At 40.2% G+C, this 15,986-nt stretch carries 11 protein-coding genes; 4 read left to right on the top strand and 7 right to left on the bottom strand.

The genetic code is table 11. The features are described 5' to 3' along the window. Positions 1-21: 21 nt before the first annotated feature. From leuA to D9K81_RS00585, 5 genes are all read right to left on the bottom strand, one after another. Positions 22-1,719: a 2-isopropylmalate synthase gene (gene leuA, locus D9K81_RS00605; protein ID WP_120374283.1), complete on the bottom strand. Its 1,698-nt coding sequence runs from the start codon at positions 1,717-1,719 to the stop codon at positions 22-24. Between the two features lie 268 nt (positions 1,720-1,987). Beyond that, the gene (locus D9K81_RS00600) at positions 1,988-3,088 is read right to left on the bottom strand and encodes an alpha-hydroxy acid oxidase (RefSeq protein ID WP_120374282.1); all 1,101 of its coding nucleotides are present in this window, start codon (positions 3,086-3,088) and stop codon (positions 1,988-1,990) included. Beyond that, entirely contained in the window at positions 3,085-3,768 is a 684-nt protein-coding gene (locus D9K81_RS00595) for a Fe2+-dependent dioxygenase (RefSeq protein WP_120374281.1), read from the bottom strand. Before D9K81_RS00595 ends, D9K81_RS00600 begins: the two co-directional genes overlap by 4 nt. A 112-nt stretch (positions 3,769-3,880) precedes the next feature. Then, entirely contained in the window at positions 3,881-6,109 is a 2,229-nt protein-coding gene (locus D9K81_RS00590; RefSeq protein WP_120374280.1) for a TonB-dependent receptor, read from the bottom strand. Between the two features lie 337 nt (positions 6,110-6,446). Next, positions 6,447-8,564 carry a TonB-dependent receptor gene (locus D9K81_RS00585; RefSeq protein WP_228199822.1) on the bottom strand — a complete coding sequence of 706 codons (2,118 nt, stop codon included), beginning with the start codon at positions 8,562-8,564 and terminating at the stop codon, positions 6,447-6,449. 364 nt (positions 8,565-8,928) lie between these two features. Here D9K81_RS00585 and tig point away from each other — a divergent pair, with 364 nt between their 5' ends. From tig to D9K81_RS00565, 4 genes are all read left to right on the top strand, one after another. Next, the gene (gene tig / locus D9K81_RS00580) at positions 8,929-10,260 is read left to right on the top strand and encodes a trigger factor (protein ID WP_120374278.1); all 1,332 of its coding nucleotides are present in this window, start codon (positions 8,929-8,931) and stop codon (positions 10,258-10,260) included. Positions 10,261-10,453: 193 nt separating this feature from the next. After that, positions 10,454-11,059 carry an ATP-dependent Clp endopeptidase proteolytic subunit ClpP gene (clpP, locus tag D9K81_RS00575; protein ID WP_067666729.1) on the top strand — a complete coding sequence of 202 codons (606 nt, stop codon included), beginning with the start codon at positions 10,454-10,456 and terminating at the stop codon, positions 11,057-11,059. 29 nt (positions 11,060-11,088) lie between these two features. Next, positions 11,089-12,399: an ATP-dependent protease ATP-binding subunit ClpX gene (gene clpX, locus D9K81_RS00570; protein ID WP_120374277.1), complete on the top strand. Its 1,311-nt coding sequence runs from the start codon at positions 11,089-11,091 to the stop codon at positions 12,397-12,399. 214 nt (positions 12,400-12,613) lie between these two features. Then, a complete protein-coding gene (locus D9K81_RS00565) occupies positions 12,614-13,330 on the top strand; it encodes a DUF2846 domain-containing protein (protein ID WP_120374276.1) in 717 nt (238 codons plus the stop codon). A gap of 34 nt (positions 13,331-13,364) precedes the next feature. Here D9K81_RS00565 and D9K81_RS00560 read toward each other — a convergent pair whose 3' ends face one another. Then, positions 13,365-13,847 (bottom strand): DUF2059 domain-containing protein, encoded by a 483-nt coding sequence (locus D9K81_RS00560; protein ID WP_235831025.1) that lies wholly within the window; start codon positions 13,845-13,847, stop codon positions 13,365-13,367. Positions 13,848-14,089: 242 nt separating this feature from the next. After that, positions 14,090-15,616: a fumarate hydratase gene (locus tag D9K81_RS00555; RefSeq protein WP_120367184.1), complete on the bottom strand. Its 1,527-nt coding sequence runs from the start codon at positions 15,614-15,616 to the stop codon at positions 14,090-14,092. Positions 15,617-15,986 lie beyond the last annotated feature (370 nt).

The following is a 15,986-nucleotide window of genomic DNA, read 5'->3' as shown; positions in this document are numbered from 1 at the left end:
TAGCCTATATATGATGAGCGCTTAAGCAGTAGCAGCTATCACTTGATCTAAGCTCAATACACCTTGATCAATTAAGCGGTTGGTGCTGGCAATAATCGCTTCGATTGACGCAGTCACGATGTTGTCATGTACCCCTGCACCAAAAGCAGCCTTACCAGAACCTTTCACTTGAAGCTCAATTAATGCCAATGCTTTTGCATGTGCGCCAGAGCTGATACTCCGTTCTTCATAGTTCAACACATCAATTGGTAATTGCAATGCATTCAAGATTGCAGAAATAGGGCCGTTGCCTTCACCGCGTAATTGCTGCGTTTCACCATTCACTTCAATATCTAGCTCAATCACTTGCTTACCGTTATTGTCATGTAAGCGGTAATTTTGAGCCACATAATGTGCATCTGCAGGTGCGACATAGGTATCTTTAAACAATGACCAAATGGCTTGTGCTGAAATCTCAGTACCATCTTCATCAGTTTTTTGTTGTACCACTTGCGAGAATTCAATTTGTAAACGGCGTGGCAAGACCACGTTGTAATTAGATTCTAACAAGTAAGCAATACCACCTTTACCTGATTGTGAGTTCACGCGAATCACTGCATCATAGTCACGACCTAAATCTTTTGGATCGATTGGTAAGTACGGCATGTCCCAAATTTCTTCGTTCTTTTGGAACTCGAAACCTTTTTTGATTGCATCTTGGTGCGATCCAGAGAATGCAGTGAACACCAAGTCACCTGCATAAGGATGACGTGGGTGTACTGGCAAGCCTGTACATTCTTCTACAGTTGCAATCACTTCGTTAATATTTGAAAAATCTAGGTTTGGTGCAACACCTTGGGTATACATATTCAATGCAATCGCTGCTACATCGACGTTACCTGTACGTTCACCATTCCCAAATACACAGCCTTCTACGCGGTCAGCACCAGCCATAATGGCAAGTTCAGAGGCTGCAATACCACAGCCACGGTCGTTATGGCAGTGAACAGAAATAATCACACCATCACGGCGCTGAATGTTACGGTGCATCCATTCGACTTGGTCTGCGTAGACGTTTGGACCAGAGACTTCAACTGTTGCAGGTAAGTTCAAAATCACTTTATTTGTTGGAGATGCTTCCCAAATTTCAGTGACAGCATCGCAAACATCTTTAGCGACTTCTAATTCAGTTGCCGTAAAACACTCTGGGCTGTATTGGAACACGAATTCAGTTTCAGGTTGTTTTGCTGCGTATTCTTTCACTTTGGTTGCGGCATTGATGGCCAATTGTTTCGCGCCCTCAACGTCCACATTTAACACTTTATTGCGGAATGTTGGAGAGTTTGAGTTATAGATATGCACAATTGCGCGTTTTGCACCTTGTAAAGATTCGAAGGTACGTTGAATCAAATGATCACGTGCTTGAACCAAAACTTCGATGTAAACGTCGTCTGGAATATGGTTTTCTTCAATCAATTTACGGGTGAAATCGAAATCGATTTGAGATGCAGAAGGGAAGCCGATTTCAATATGTTTGAAACCAATTTTCACCAACATTTGGAACATTTTAAATTTTTGTTCCATATTCATCGGTTCAAAAATTGCTTGGTTACCGTCACGCAGGTCGGTACTCATCCAAATTGGCGCTTTTGTAATTTCGTTATTCGGCCATTGACGGTCTGGTAAGTCAACACGTTGATACATGCGACGATATTTTTTACTTGGATCAGCCAACATCATGAGGTAACTCCTTGTCGTAGCCACTATATGTTAGGGCGTAGATAACATTAGGTACTACTAATATAGATTGTGTCTATGGTATCAATTTACAAGTGTGAAGTCGGAAGATTTAGCCAAAAGTATCAAAATTTCATGTGAAATTACGTTGACTTAGATTTACCGTAGATCATGTAAATTTATAAATAAATATTAATCCACTTATTCCGAAAATATTTTCCTATTTTTGCAATGAGAACATATTTATAGAGAAAAATTATCTATAAATTGGTTATTTTTGAAAAATAAAATCTTGATTAATCTCGTCTATGCGGGCAGTTCCCATTAAGGCCATGGTAATTTCAAATTCTTCTTTCAATATTTTGAGCACATGCGCCACACCTAAAGCCCCAGCAGTCGCTAAACCATAAATTACAGGCCGTCCGACTAATACTGCGGATGCACCAAGTGCAATCGCTTTAAATACGTCAGAACCGCGACGGATTCCACCATCATAGAGTAGTGGGAAATCCGCAGGCACGACTTGCTTGATTAGTTTGAGCGCTGTTAGTGGTGTAATACTGGTGTCTAAAACACGGCCACCATGATTCGATACAATCAATCCTTGTACCCCGTGCTGAATTGCCAGTTTGGCATCCATTGGATTGAGTACGCCTTTTAAAACAATAGGGAGGTGGGTTTGTTGAACCAACCAAGCAATGTCTTCCCAAGTCGGAGCAATTTTCATTAACCCTTGAAATACAGGGTGATCACCGTCTTGTAATTCTGGAAGTGGAATATGTGCAGGGGTATGTGGATGTTGCATACCCTCAGGCAAATGGAAAAATACGCGACGCTCACGGTCACGAATCCCCGTGTGTGGTGAGTCTACCGTAACCACAATGGCGCTATAGTTGTGTGCTTCGGCCATTTTTACTAAGTTAAGTGACTTGGTACGTTCACCTTGCCAATAAAGCTGAAACCATTTGCGCGGATTATCGGCATTGAGCGCACGCATGTCTGTATTGCTAAAGGTGCTAAGGACCATATTGCTACCTAGAACTTCTGCAGCGAGTGCTGTAGCGGCCTCAGCTTCGGGGTGAAATTGTTGTTGGTGTCCAATCGGTGCAACAAAAATTGGGTGCGCATAGCGTTGCCCGAATATTTCACATTCGGTATGCCCGTGGGTCAGGTCTTGTAGTAGGCGAGGGAGGAGTTGAATGTTTTCAAATTCTGAAAGATTTGAGCGTACATTCACCTCATCCATTGCACCGCCTTGCAGATATTGCCAAACCATATCAGATAAATGCTGCGGTGTTTCACGCTCATAGTCTGCAACAGTCTGTAGATATGGTGGAATTTGGGTCAGTGGGGGCAAAATAGCTTGGCTCATAGTACCGCCCATTGACGAATTAGGTTGTGATAATGACTGGTTAATTGCACCGTTTCTTCACAGTCGCCGAGCTTTTGGCGCAATTGAATAATGGTCATATCCAAATTGAATAACATCGCACGTTGCCAGTCGTCTTTCACCATACTTTGTACCCATGTAAAGGCGGCAATCCGTGCGCCTTGTGTCACTGGTTCCACACGGTGCAGGCTGGTAGCTGGATACACAATCGCATCGCCCGCATCGAGTTTGACCTCATGTGCGCCGTAAGTATCTTCAATGATGAGTTCGCCACCTTCATATTCATCTGGTTCAGATAGAAAGACGGTCATAGAGACATCTGTGCGTACCGATTTATTTTTTTCAGCATAAAAATGTACAGCATTATCAACATGGTTGCCGTAATGCCCCGTATTTTCATAGCGGTTGAACATCGGGGGGAGAATGTCTTGAGGAAGCGCAAAGGATTGTACTAATAAACTACTTTGAATTTGCTGTTGAACAAATGTACTCAGTTCTTGATACAGCTCGCTACTGGTATTGATTTGTAAGTTGTCTTTGATGAGTTGTGCTTGTCCACCTGCTGTTTTTTTGCCTGATACCCATTGATTGTCTTGTTCCATGGCTTGGCGAATGGATTGGACTTGTACTTTAGAAAGAACATTGGGAACATGAAGCAGCATGGCAAGTACCTAGCATATAATTTGTTGGTTAAGGATAAGCATAAATAAAAAAAGCCCCTTTGCGGAGGCTTTTTTAAATCCCATAAATTTTTATAGGATTTTATTTTTCAGATTAGTATTTGAAGTTCACAGAAAGAACAGCACTACGGCCTTCAGCTTCTGTTGCATAGTGAGATGCGTATGCTTTAGTGAAGTAACGTTTGTCAGAAAGGTTATTTACGTTCAATTGTAAATCAACATTTTTGTTTACATTATAACGAGCCATTGCATCGTAGCGTACATAACCATTTACATATTTAGTGTTCGCTAGGTCACCATAGACTTTATCCATAGCGATTGCACCAGCACCTAAAGTCAGCTGAGGCATCACTTGGTAAGTTGTCCAAAGTGTTGCTGAGTTTTTCGCTACGTTTGGCATTTGGTTGCCATTGTAGATGGTTTGGTCTGTACAGTTGGTACCACGGCAGCTCACACCATTTTTGGTCGATTCGCTATCAAGATAGGTATAACCCGCAGAAACAGCCCATTTATCAGTAATGTTGCCGTTTAGGCCAAGTTCGATACCATCAACTTTACTTGCACCACCATTTGTTGATGTATTTGAATCAAGTGCGATACGTGTATTTTGTTTTTCGGTACGGAAAATTGCAGCTGTTAGATTTAATTTGTCATCTAACAGATCCCATTTGGTACCAATTTCAAAAGTACGGCTTTCTTCTGGATCTAGATCTTTAATGTTGGTGCTAATTGTTGATTCAGAACCATCACCAGCATCAATACCTACAGGGTTTGCAGAAGTTGCAAAGCTCGCATAAATACTACCATTTGGTGCAGGCTTAAAGGTTAAACCAGCTTGGTATGAGAAGAAGTCTGTATCACTTTTTAACGGTGTAGCTACAGTAGTATTGTCTTTCAGCTCAGATTCAAATTTATCCCAGCGTAGACCTAAATCTAATAACCATTGAGGGCTAAACTCGATGCTGTCTAAAAGGTAAACTGAAGTGGTTTGTGCTGTTGTGGTTGTATTTGCTTTTTTTGCACTAATGCTACCTAACCATGGATCTCGTGAATTTGGGTTATAAGCATCAGTACACCATGTATTGATATCTTTACAGTTGCTATTGAAGCCTGTGGTTGTATTTTGGCCAGGGTATTGAGGGTCGGTAATGTTGTAGTTACCTTTATCAGATTCTTGATCTGAGTACTCAGCACCAATATTAAAGCTATGTTTAAGAGCACCAGTGTTTAATTTACCAGTTAACGCTAATTGGTCTGTAAAAGTAGATGTATCAGTAATACGCGAGTTTACACGGCGCCATACTTTATCTTGAGCAATGTTACCCTTAGAGTCATCAGGCTGTGTCCATAGATAATCATTTTTAGACTTGCTATACACTGCTGTATTGCTCAGCGTTAGATTATCCGTTAGGTCATGTTCAATTTTAACTGTACCAATGTGATTTTCTTGTTTTTGGAAATCACGGTTTAGCATGCCATAGTAAACACCTTGTTTTACATTAAGCGGTTTACCTGCCGATTTACCATCTGTCCAATACGGTACACCTGAATCTGGCGTATCATCAGATTTTAAGTAGTAGTAGCTTAAAGTTGTACGAGTAGGGGTGTCTAAGCCAAACGTAATACTTGGTGCAATACCAACACGTGCGTATTCAGCACCATCAGCTTGACCTGCTTTTTCGTTGTGGTGGCCCATTAATGCAACACGTGCAGCAATACCATTACCAAAGTCTTTGTTGCCATCTAAGGTAATACGTTGGTAGTTATCTGTACCTGCACCAACAGAACCTTCTAAAAAGTCACCTTTTTTAGCAACTTTAGAAATCATATTGACACTACCACCAGCGGCACCAGCACCACCAAGAGCAGATGCAGAACCTTTAGTGACTTCAACTTGCTCAACGGCAAACATTTCACGGTTTTGAGAAGTTGCGCTACGTACGCCATCGACATACATTGAACTTTCAGAACTATAACCACGAATAAATGGACGGTCACCGTTTGGGTTGCCACCTTCACCTGCACCTAGTGTAATACCAGGAACATTACGTAAAGCATCACTTAAAGTCGTAACTTGAGTGTCTTCAATTAATTGCTTAGAAATCACTGATACTGATTTTGGTGTATCAAGTAATGGCGCAACATATTTTGTGTTGGCTGATTTATCTACTTTTAAGCTTTGTTTTTGTTCTGTTTGCACGTCTTGATGAATTGTATCAAGTGTAGTGATTTGTTCTTGTGCAACAGCATTCATTGCAATAACAGAGAGAGACGAAGCAATTGCAGAAGAAACAATTTTCTTACGTGTTTTGATGAAGGCCATTTCGAACCCGAACGGTTGTTGTGAATTAGTTTGCGAATAATAATAATTCTTATTTATTTTTACTATTGATTTTGACAATAGATTAATAATATATAATCTATATATAAGATGAAATAGTGTAACAATATGTAAACAATTTACTGATTTTAATAGATATTGATTATTTAGATTAAAAAACAAGCTATTTATTGAAATTAATTATGAATGATTTGCAGTGTGATCTTCAGCGCAAAGCGTAAGTTTGGAACGTATTGAACAATATAAAATTTGAGATGTGGTATGAAGAAAGGATGCTCAACCTAAAATGAGCATCCTTTTGTGAGTTTAGTACAGGTTTTTAAAAACGATATGTACCTTTTACAGAGAATGCACGGCCTGGTGCGACTGTTGAGAAAACGCCCACGTGAGACGCATCATAAATACGTTCATTGGTAATATTGTTGACATTAAATTGCAGACCAAATTCAGGCATAACTTGATAACTAGCAAAAGCATCTAAGCGTAGGTGATCGGGTAGGTAGTAGTCATTACTATCATCAACGAAGCGTTTACCCATGTAAGTTGCACCACCGCCTAAAGTAAATTTGTCCGTCCATTGGTAGGTCGTCCACAAATTTGCATTGTGTTTAGCAATAAATTTTAACTGGTTGCCATTAGAGGGATTAGCCACATAGTTAGGTGCAGCACTTGTTCCTGCATTCACATAACCCCCATCCAATAGCTCACTATCTAAATAGCTATAACCTGCGGAAATATTCCAACGTGGTGTAAGTTTACCTATTGCACTCAATTCAATACCACGAACACTGTTTTCGCCATCAATGGTGACGATGCCGTGTGGATCCGTTGATCTGGCATTGGTTTTACGCGTTTCAAATAGAGCTGCATTTAAGCCTAAGCGTTGATCCAGCAATTCCCACTTCGTACCGATTTCAATACTACGACTTTTCTCAGGATCAATATTGTCTGCTAAGCGGTTACCACTTGCGACACCATCTGCACCGCCAGCTTGACCTAAGTTATCACCACTAGGATTCAATGATGTTGCATAGTTAGCATATAAACGACCATTTGGTGTAATTTTGAAAATTGAACCAACTTGATAGCTCACTAGGTTGTCGGAAACAGTATCTTTAAAGTTAGTTGATTCATAATCATCAAAACGAATACCAAGATTTAAGTCCAATTTATCATTGAGACCAATAGTATCTGTGACGTAAACACCTAAGTTTTTAATTTCACCAGCTTTTTCATGGTTACCATAGTCAATGTTAAAATTGGGGTGTGCTGGATTGGTTGGGTTATAGAAATCAGTAACCTCACGACCTGCTCCAGTGACCGTCATTGCCTTATTACCAATACGCTCTTTGCTGTAATCAACTCCTGTGACCAAATTATGCTTAATCGGCCCAGTATTGAACTCACCTTGTAAATTAATTTGTGCACTATTGACATGACTGGTACGGTAAGACGTACGGTCATTACGTTCATAAGTTAAACCATTGGTTTCAGTTTGACATGCTGTACCACTGCTGGCTGCACAACCAAAACTTAAACGTGTAAAGAAATAATCTTGGATAGTTTCTAAATCACGAGCAACGAAATTTAGTTTAAATTTTTCATTGAAATCATGTTGCAGACTTAAGTCGAAACTTTCAGATGTATAGTTTCTAAAATCGATGTCTGGACGGCCAAAGTTAGTCTCAAATGGCATAGTTTCAATTGGGGTCTTACGATCAGGGTTTTTAGCATTGCTAAATGGTAAACCCATATCTGGGGTATCATTGAACTCTAAACGACTGTAGCCAACGGTGAGGCGTGTAGGGGTATTCATGCCAAATGTAATGGTTGGTGCAATCCCCCAACGGTCTACATCAACATCATCACGGCGGGCAATTTCGCCTTGATCCAGCATCGCATTTAAACGCAATGCAATATGATCAGTTAAAACCACATTGTTATCGGTCGTAAAGCGGTATTTAGTTTGTCCCTTACCTGAATTTTGATATTCAGACGTCACTTCAGATTCAGTACGATCTTTAGGTTTTTTAGTAATAAGGTTAATTGTACCGCCTGTAGAGCCACGACCTGAATATACAGAACCTGGTCCTTTAGTCACTTCGACAGCTTCGAGATTAAATGCTTCGTGCGAACCACGGGCAAAATCACGCATACCATCAATTAAAATGTCAGTACTCGCCTCATAGCCACGAATAAATGGACGGTCACCCATAGGTGTACCACCTTCGCCGGCACCTAAAGTGACACCTGGGGTCGTGCGTAGAATATCTTGTAAAGACGTTGCACCACGTTCATCAATTTCTTTTTTAGAAATAATATTGATGGTACGTGCAGTATCTAATAAAGGCGTGGTTATTTTGGCATTACTAGATTCTTTAATGTAATAGCCATCTTGTTGTTCACTAACAACAGTGATTTTATCCAGCTGATGCACATTTTTATCATCGCTAGCAAAAGCTAATGGGGATGAAATGCTAATAAGAGAAGCGGCTGCTAAATGTGCACGCCTTTTATGATTTTTAATATATCCCATGGTAAAAATCCGCTAAATAAAATAAAAAAAAACAATCAGTTAAGAAGTTTCATGCTAATAATAATGAGAAAGTTTATCATTTGCAACAATTAATTAAAAAATAACCAAATTAAAATGTAATTTTTAGATTCTACTTAAACTGAAACTTCATCCTTCATGTTGATATGTATGGTGTTATAATCCGCTTTTGTATATCTTTAAATGTTGTCATATAATGTGGCACTTTTTTAAAAACTGTTTTTACTAACAAAATATCGAGGAAGCCATGCAAGTAACTTCTGAAGCGGTTTCGGGCGTTGCCCGTCGTTTAAATGTATCTGTACCGACGAGCCGTATTAACGAGCAATTTGAAGCTCGCTTGAAACGCACTGCCAAAACTGTGAAGATCAACGGCTTCCGTCAAGGTAAAGTGCCTGTAAACGTTGTTCGTCGTGAATACGGCGCGGGCATTTACCAAGAAGTAGTGAACGACATCATTCGTGACACTGTGTTTGAAGCAATTCAACAAGAAAAAATCAACGCTGTTGGCATGCCGAATATCGAAAAATCTGAACTTAAAGATGATGCTTTAGTTTATGAAGCAACTGTAGAAGTTTACCCAGAAGTTAGCGTTAAATTTGACGGTTTAGCTGTTGAACGTAAAGCAACTGAAGTAAATGACAAAGACGTTGAGAAGATGATTGAAAATCTTCAAAAACAACGTGCTGCTTGGACTGAAACAAAAGGCATGGCTAAAAAAGACATGCAAGTTACTTTTGATTTCGAAGGTTCAGTAGATGGCGAAAAATTTGAAGGCGGTTCTGCGGAAGACTTTAAACTTGTTTTAGGTTCTGGTCGCATGATTCCTGGCTTCGAAGACGGCATCGTTGGTATGAAGAAAGGCGAAGAGAAAGTTATCGATGTAACGTTCCCTGCTGACTACCAAGCTGAAAACTTAGCGGGCAAAGCTGCTCAATTCAAAATCACTGTTAAGCTTGTTGAAAAACAAAAACTTCCAGAAATTGATGCTGAATTCCTTAAAATCTTTGGTCTAACTGAAGAAGAAGGCGTTGAAAAACTTAAAGCTGACGTTCGTAAAAACATGGAACGTGAAGTGAAAAACGGTCTTCGCAACCAAGTGAAAGGTGCAACTTTTGATGCGCTTGTAGCTGCAAACGAAGTTGAACTTCCAGAAGCGATGTTGGTTCAAGAAATTGACCGTCAACGTCAACAAATGATTCAACAATTCACTCAACAGTTTGGTGCTCAAGGCGCGAAAGCGTTTGATTCAAGCATGCTTCCAGACGAATTGTTCAAAGAACAAGCTGAAAAAGCAGTTAAACTTGGCGTATTGGTAAGCAAAGTTTTAGCTGATGCTAAAATCGAAGTTGATGCTGCACGTGTAGATGCGTACATCGAAGACATGGCTTCTTCTTACGAAGATCCAAAAGAAGTGATCGAATACTTCAACAACGATAAGCAACAACGCGCTCAAATCGAAGCTGTTATTCTTGAAGACCAAGTTGTAGATCACATCTTAGCTTCTGCTAAAGTAACAGATACAAAAGTTAGCTATGAAGACTTATTGAAAGAGCAACAAGCTCGTCAACAAGGCTAATTCTTAGCTCAATAAAAAAAGGCGCTTAGAGCGCCTTTTTTTATCGCCGAAGCGCAATGGAATATGGCCTAAATTCACAATGCTTATGCAAAAAATATCTGTTATTTAATTGGGAAACTTTTGCATTTTCGAAAAATATCCCTCATATTGTGAATATGGGTCAACTCAGAAAAATTCAGGAATAAATAAACGTATGTATGTTCCAACAATTGAAAACGCACTTGTGCCAATGGTGGTTGAACAGTCATCACGCGGCGAACGTTCTTTCGATATTTACTCGCGCCTTTTACGCGAACGCGTCATCTTTTTAACAGGTGAAGTGGAAGATAACATGGCGAACTTAATCGTTGCGCAAATGTTATTTTTAGAAGCTGAAAACCCAGATAAAGATATCCACTTATATATCAACTCACCGGGCGGTTCAGTCACTGCAGGTATGGCGATTTATGACACCATGCAGTTTATTAAGCCAGACGTTGTGACTTACTGTATGGGTCAAGCGGCATCTATGGGTGCATTCTTACTGAATGCTGGTGCAAAAGGTAAGCGCTATTGCCTTGAAAATGCACGCGTAATGATTCACCAGCCACTTGGTGGTTTCCGTGGTCAAGCATCTGATATCGAGATTCATGCACGTGAAATCCTATTTATTAAAGAACGTTTGAACCGTTTAATGGCCGAACACAGCGGTCAAGACTACGAGCGTTTAGCGAAAGATACTGACCGTGATAACTTTATGACTGCACAGCAGGCAAAAGAATATGGTCTTGTGGACGAAGTTTTATCTAAACGTCCATAAAATTTAAAGATTTTTATATTGGAGTGAATATGTCCGAACATCCTCAAGGACAAAAGCATTGTTCATTTTGCGGTAAAACGCAGTCTGAAGTCGGGAAACTGATTGCAGGCGAGGACGCATATATCTGTAATGAATGTGTGGACGTATGCTTAGACTTAGTACAAACCAGTCAACAAGTTGATTCGAGTGATTGGGCTTCTAAGCCATTACCAAAACCGCATGAGATCCGTGCTGCCTTAGACCAATATGTGATTGGTCAAGACGTTGCGAAAAAGACCTTGTCTGTAGCGGTATATAACCATTACAAGCGTTTAAAAGTTTCGACGAGCGGTAAAAAGCCTGAAGATGGTGTTGAACTTTCAAAAAGTAATATCATGCTGGTTGGCCCAACAGGTTCTGGTAAAACTTTACTTGCACAAACACTTGCACGTTTGTTAGATGTTCCATTTGCCATGGCAGATGCAACAACACTAACGGAAGCAGGTTATGTCGGCGAAGACGTAGAGAACATTGTTCAAAAGCTTTTGCAAAAAGCCGATTACGATGTAGAAAAAGCCCAAAAAGGCATTATCTATATTGATGAAATTGACAAAATTACTCGTAAATCTGAAAACCCTTCAATTACCCGTGATGTATCGGGTGAAGGTGTACAGCAAGCTTTGCTGAAAATGATTGAAGGTACTGTAGCATCAATTCCACCACAAGGTGGTCGTAAGCACCCACAGCAAGAGTTTATTCAAATTGATACGTCGAATATCTTGTTTATTTGTGGTGGTGCGTTCTCTGGCTTAGAGAAAATTGTGCAACAACGTCAAGAAAAAGGCGGTATTGGCTTTACGGCTGAAGTTCGTAAAAAAGACGAATCTAAAAAGCTGTCTGACTTGTTCCGTCAAGTTGAAGCCACTGACTTGGTTAAATTTGGGTTAATTCCTGAATTTATTGGCCGTTTGCCAGTGATCGCAACTTTGGACGAGTTGGATGAAGAAGCGCTGATGCAAATTCTGACAGAACCTAAAAATGCGTTAACACGTCAGTATCAATATTTATTTGATATGGAAAATGTGGACTTAGTGTTTGAAGATTCTGCATTACGCGCTGTGGCAAAAAAAGCATTAGACCGTAATACGGGTGCGCGTGGTTTGCGTTCTATTTTGGAAAATTCACTGCTTGAAACCATGTATGACTTGCCAAGTCGCACAGACGTTGGCACGGTTGTGGTAAATGAAGCTGTCATTAATGGTGAAGAGAAGCCTGAGTTTAAAGCTGAACGTCAGCCAAAAACTCAAGAAGAATTGGCACCAAAAGCAGACCTGAAAGTGATTGATTCAAAATCTGCTTAATGGATAGCTGGCCGAGCAGGCTTGAAATTTCAAGCCTGCTATTCGTCAGAAACGTGTGGAAAACGCTGTTTTTCACACGTTTTTTATTTAAAAAATAAAAACTGAATGTTACTCTCAGATAATTGGCGCGGATGCCTAAACACCATAATTTTAAAAGTCGAAGTTTTAAAACAAAATTTGCCGAAAATAAGAAAAAACGCAGTGAGGGATGATCATGCGTGTTGTATATATTACGATATTAAGTAGCTTAGTGTTGTTAGGCTGTCATGGAAAAACCAGTGTTGAACAACAACCAGCATTAAGTTCAACTTTAAAATCTGTGGACCCAGAACAAGCCCCAGGCATTATGGAGCAATACCGTCTAGGGATGTTTACCATTGGTGGTTGGGTCAATCAAAAGCAAGGACGTCATTTTCAGACCGTAGAACCTCAGCATTCTCAAGCTGCCATTGTGTATTTATACCGCCCAGATAGTAAATGGAATCGCCAAGAAATTGTTGCCAGTAGCTTATTTCTCAATAGTGAACGTATCCCTAGTTTATTAAATAATCACTATTATTGGGTGGAATTGCCTGCTGGAAGCTATCGTTTATCTACGAGTCGACCATTAGGTGTCAATCATTTTCAAAAACCTAAATACCTCGACTTTACTGTAGAGGCAGGGCAGTCCTATTTTATTAAATATGATGAAGAAAATATGGCGACGCGTCGCTCGGTCAGCGGTGCTTTAATGTTAATGCCAGATCAGACAGGGCGCAGTGAAATTGCATTTACTGAAAGAAAATCGGCCAGTTATAACTTTGTGGCGCAAGATGAACAACGAGGCAAAGTACGACATAGTGCTCAAAAATTAAAAGCTGAAAAGTATGATCCTAAAACGGATGTTCAGCTGGTGAAGCCATTCAAATTATGGAATCCACTGACCTGGTGAGGCGCAGTGGATTACTTCGGGCTGTGAGGAGAGGTTAGCTTTTGGTTTTTAAAAGCAGGGGCTGAATGAGGCTAGTTAATTGCTCATTAAATCTCTGCATTTGTAGGGGTTGGTTCAGAATTTCGTTACTAATGGCTAAGGTTTCTTGCAGAATATTGTTGGTCATGACACTGCTTTTACGATTAATCGATTGTCCCATCGGTGTGCTGAGAAATTGAATATAAGCTTGTGCTTCTTCTTCTGTATAGGTTTGTTGAAAGTTCTTGCGAATCATGTGTAAAAATTTAGGATTACTAATGATGGCTTCATTGGTCTTTTGTAGCAGTAAACTGATTTTTTGAGCCACCAGTTTTTGCTCAGTCGAAAGCTCAAGTACACCTAAATTATTTTTCAAAATGTCTTCGGCTTGTGCATCAAACATTGGGCGCATATTCTGATTGGACTGAGCAATCATTCCCGTAAAATTAGAAAGTTCGATTAAATGATCTAAGGTTTTTTCTTGAACAGGTTGAGCCATTAAGGCAGAACTCATCAATACACTCGTGCTGAGAAGCAGAGCGCGATAGATCGAGGGTTTTATCTTAAATTTCCATCGCATCTTATTCATCTTCCGGCTTATCTTTTTATCTGCATTATCTTTTATTAAGCTAAAAAGCATAACAGGTCTTAAATACAGCACAAAGGGTTTAGCGATATAAGGCAATAAAAACAGCAGACCTAAAAAAAGCACCCAGTAGGGTGCTTTCTTGATGGGCAAAATTATTTTGCAGCAGCGTCAACTACTGGAATTTTACCAATTTTAGCTTGCCAGATTTTTGGTGCAGTTGCATGTACAGAAGTACCGTTTACGTCAACCGCTACAGATACAGGCATATCTTTCACTACAAATTTGTAGATCGCTTCCATGCCAAGGTCAGCAAATGCAACCACTTCAGCTTCACGGATTGCTTTAGATACTAAGTATGCAGCACCGCCAACAGCCATTAAGTAAGTTGCTTTGTTATCTTTAATCGCTTCAACAGCAGCAGGACCACGATCCGCTTTACCAATCATACCGAACATGCCAGTTGCTTCAAGCACTTGACGTGTGAATTTGTCCATACGTGTTGCAGTTGTAGGGCCAGCAGGACCAACGACTTCATCACCCACAGGATCTACAGGGCCAACGTAGTAAATGAACTTACCTTTAAGGTCTACAGGAAGTTCTTCTCCATTGTTGAGCATATCAACCATACGTTTGTGCGCAGCGTCACGACCTGTATAGATTGTACCGTTCAACAGAAGTGTGTCACCCGGTTGCCATGAGTTCATTTCTTCTTGTGTGATGTTGTCTAAGTCAACACGTTTAGACGTTGATGAATCCCAAGTAACTTCTGGGTAATCTTCAAGTTTTGGCGCCATGATATGCGCAATACCAGAACCATCAAGCGTGAAGTGTGCATGACGAGTTGCAGCACAGTTCGGAATCATACCCACTGGTTTGCCTGCAGCGTGACATGGGTAGTCTTTAATTTTGATGTCGAGAACAGTTGTTAAACCACCAAGACCTTGTGCACCAATACCCAAAGCATTTACTTTTTCGAAGATTTCGATACGAAGTTCTTCAAGTTTGCTTTGTGGGCCACGACGAAGTAATTCGTCCATGTCGAGTTCTTCCATAAGTGCTTCTTTTGCAAGCATCATGGCTTTCTCTGCAGTACCACCAATACCAATACCCAACATACCAGGAGGACACCAGCCTGCACCCATAGTTGGAACAGTTTTAAGTACCCAATCTACGATTGAATCAGATGGGTTCAACATTGCAAGTTTAGATTTGTTTTCTGAACCGCCACCCTTGGCTGCTACAGTAATATCGACTTTGTTACCAGGAACAAGCTTGTGGTAGATCACAGCAGGGGTGTTGTCTTTAGTATTCTTACGACCAAATGCTGGGTCAGCAAGTACAGAAGCACGAAGTACGTTAGAATTTTCTAGGTAACCTTGGCGTACACCTTCGTTAATTGCATCGTCTAAGCTCATCGTTAAATCAAATTTAACGTCCATGCCCACTTCAACGAATACGTTAACAATACCCGTATCTTGACAGATTGGGCGGTGGCCTTCTGCACACATACGAGAGTTAATTAAGATTTGAGCGATCGCATCTTTTGCGGCTTTGTTTTCTTCACGGTCATACGCACGGCTCATCGCTTGGATGAAGTCTTGTGGGTGATAGTAAGAAATGAACTGAAGCGCATCTTTAACCGATGTGATCAAGTCATCTTGCTTGATAATAGTTGTCATACAAAAATCTCTTGAGCGGGCTGATAGCTAGCGGGCTAAATTATAAGGCAAAAAACTCAAGCTGTGGGTGTTTTGTCTATGCTTTGGGCGAAAGTTTAATATCTGCACAAGTTTTATGTTTTACGCATGTTTTCACACTGGATTCTGAAATGTTGACAGGTCATATTAGGGCGCTCCAATCAAGGATTAGAATTTTTATCTAAAATCATAAAATTGGTGTAAGGATATGATTCCTTTCAATGTTATTTGGTTCATACCTAGATTTTATGGTGCTGATCATGAAGCGTAGGTTGTTAAGATTGCTACTCTATTTTGAGCAGATTTGTGGCGCATTTGTTTTTTTAATAGCGGTGTGTCGCTCTATGTCATA

Origin of the sequence: Acinetobacter chengduensis (genome assembly GCF_003664645.1) — a bacterium.
Classification (GTDB): domain Bacteria; phylum Pseudomonadota; class Gammaproteobacteria; order Pseudomonadales; family Moraxellaceae; genus Acinetobacter; species Acinetobacter chengduensis.
This window is presented reverse-complemented; position numbering and strand designations above follow the sequence as displayed.

Bases quoted from the DNA above. Each gene is read 5' to 3' on its own strand.
- leuA (WP_120374283.1), bottom strand. From the start codon at position 1,719: ATGATGTTGGCTGATCCAAGTAAAAAATATCGTCGCATGTATCAACGT.
- D9K81_RS00600 (WP_120374282.1), bottom strand. From the start codon at position 3,088: ATGAGCCAAGCTATTTTGCCCCCACTGACCCAAATTCCACCATATCTA.
- D9K81_RS00595 (WP_120374281.1), bottom strand. From the start codon at position 3,768: ATGCTGCTTCATGTTCCCAATGTTCTTTCTAAAGTACAAGTCCAATCC.
- D9K81_RS00590 (WP_120374280.1), bottom strand. From the start codon at position 6,109: ATGGCCTTCATCAAAACACGTAAGAAAATTGTTTCTTCTGCAATTGCT.
- tig (WP_120374278.1), top strand. From the start codon at position 8,929: ATGCAAGTAACTTCTGAAGCGGTTTCGGGCGTTGCCCGTCGTTTAAAT.
- clpP (WP_067666729.1), top strand. From the start codon at position 10,454: ATGTATGTTCCAACAATTGAAAACGCACTTGTGCCAATGGTGGTTGAA.
- clpX (WP_120374277.1), top strand. From the start codon at position 11,089: ATGTCCGAACATCCTCAAGGACAAAAGCATTGTTCATTTTGCGGTAAA.
- D9K81_RS00565 (WP_120374276.1), top strand. From the start codon at position 12,614: ATGCGTGTTGTATATATTACGATATTAAGTAGCTTAGTGTTGTTAGGC.
- D9K81_RS00560 (WP_235831025.1), bottom strand. From the start codon at position 13,847: ATGGCTCAACCTGTTCAAGAAAAAACCTTAGATCATTTAATCGAACTT.
- D9K81_RS00555 (WP_120367184.1), bottom strand. From the start codon at position 15,616: ATGACAACTATTATCAAGCAAGATGACTTGATCACATCGGTTAAAGAT.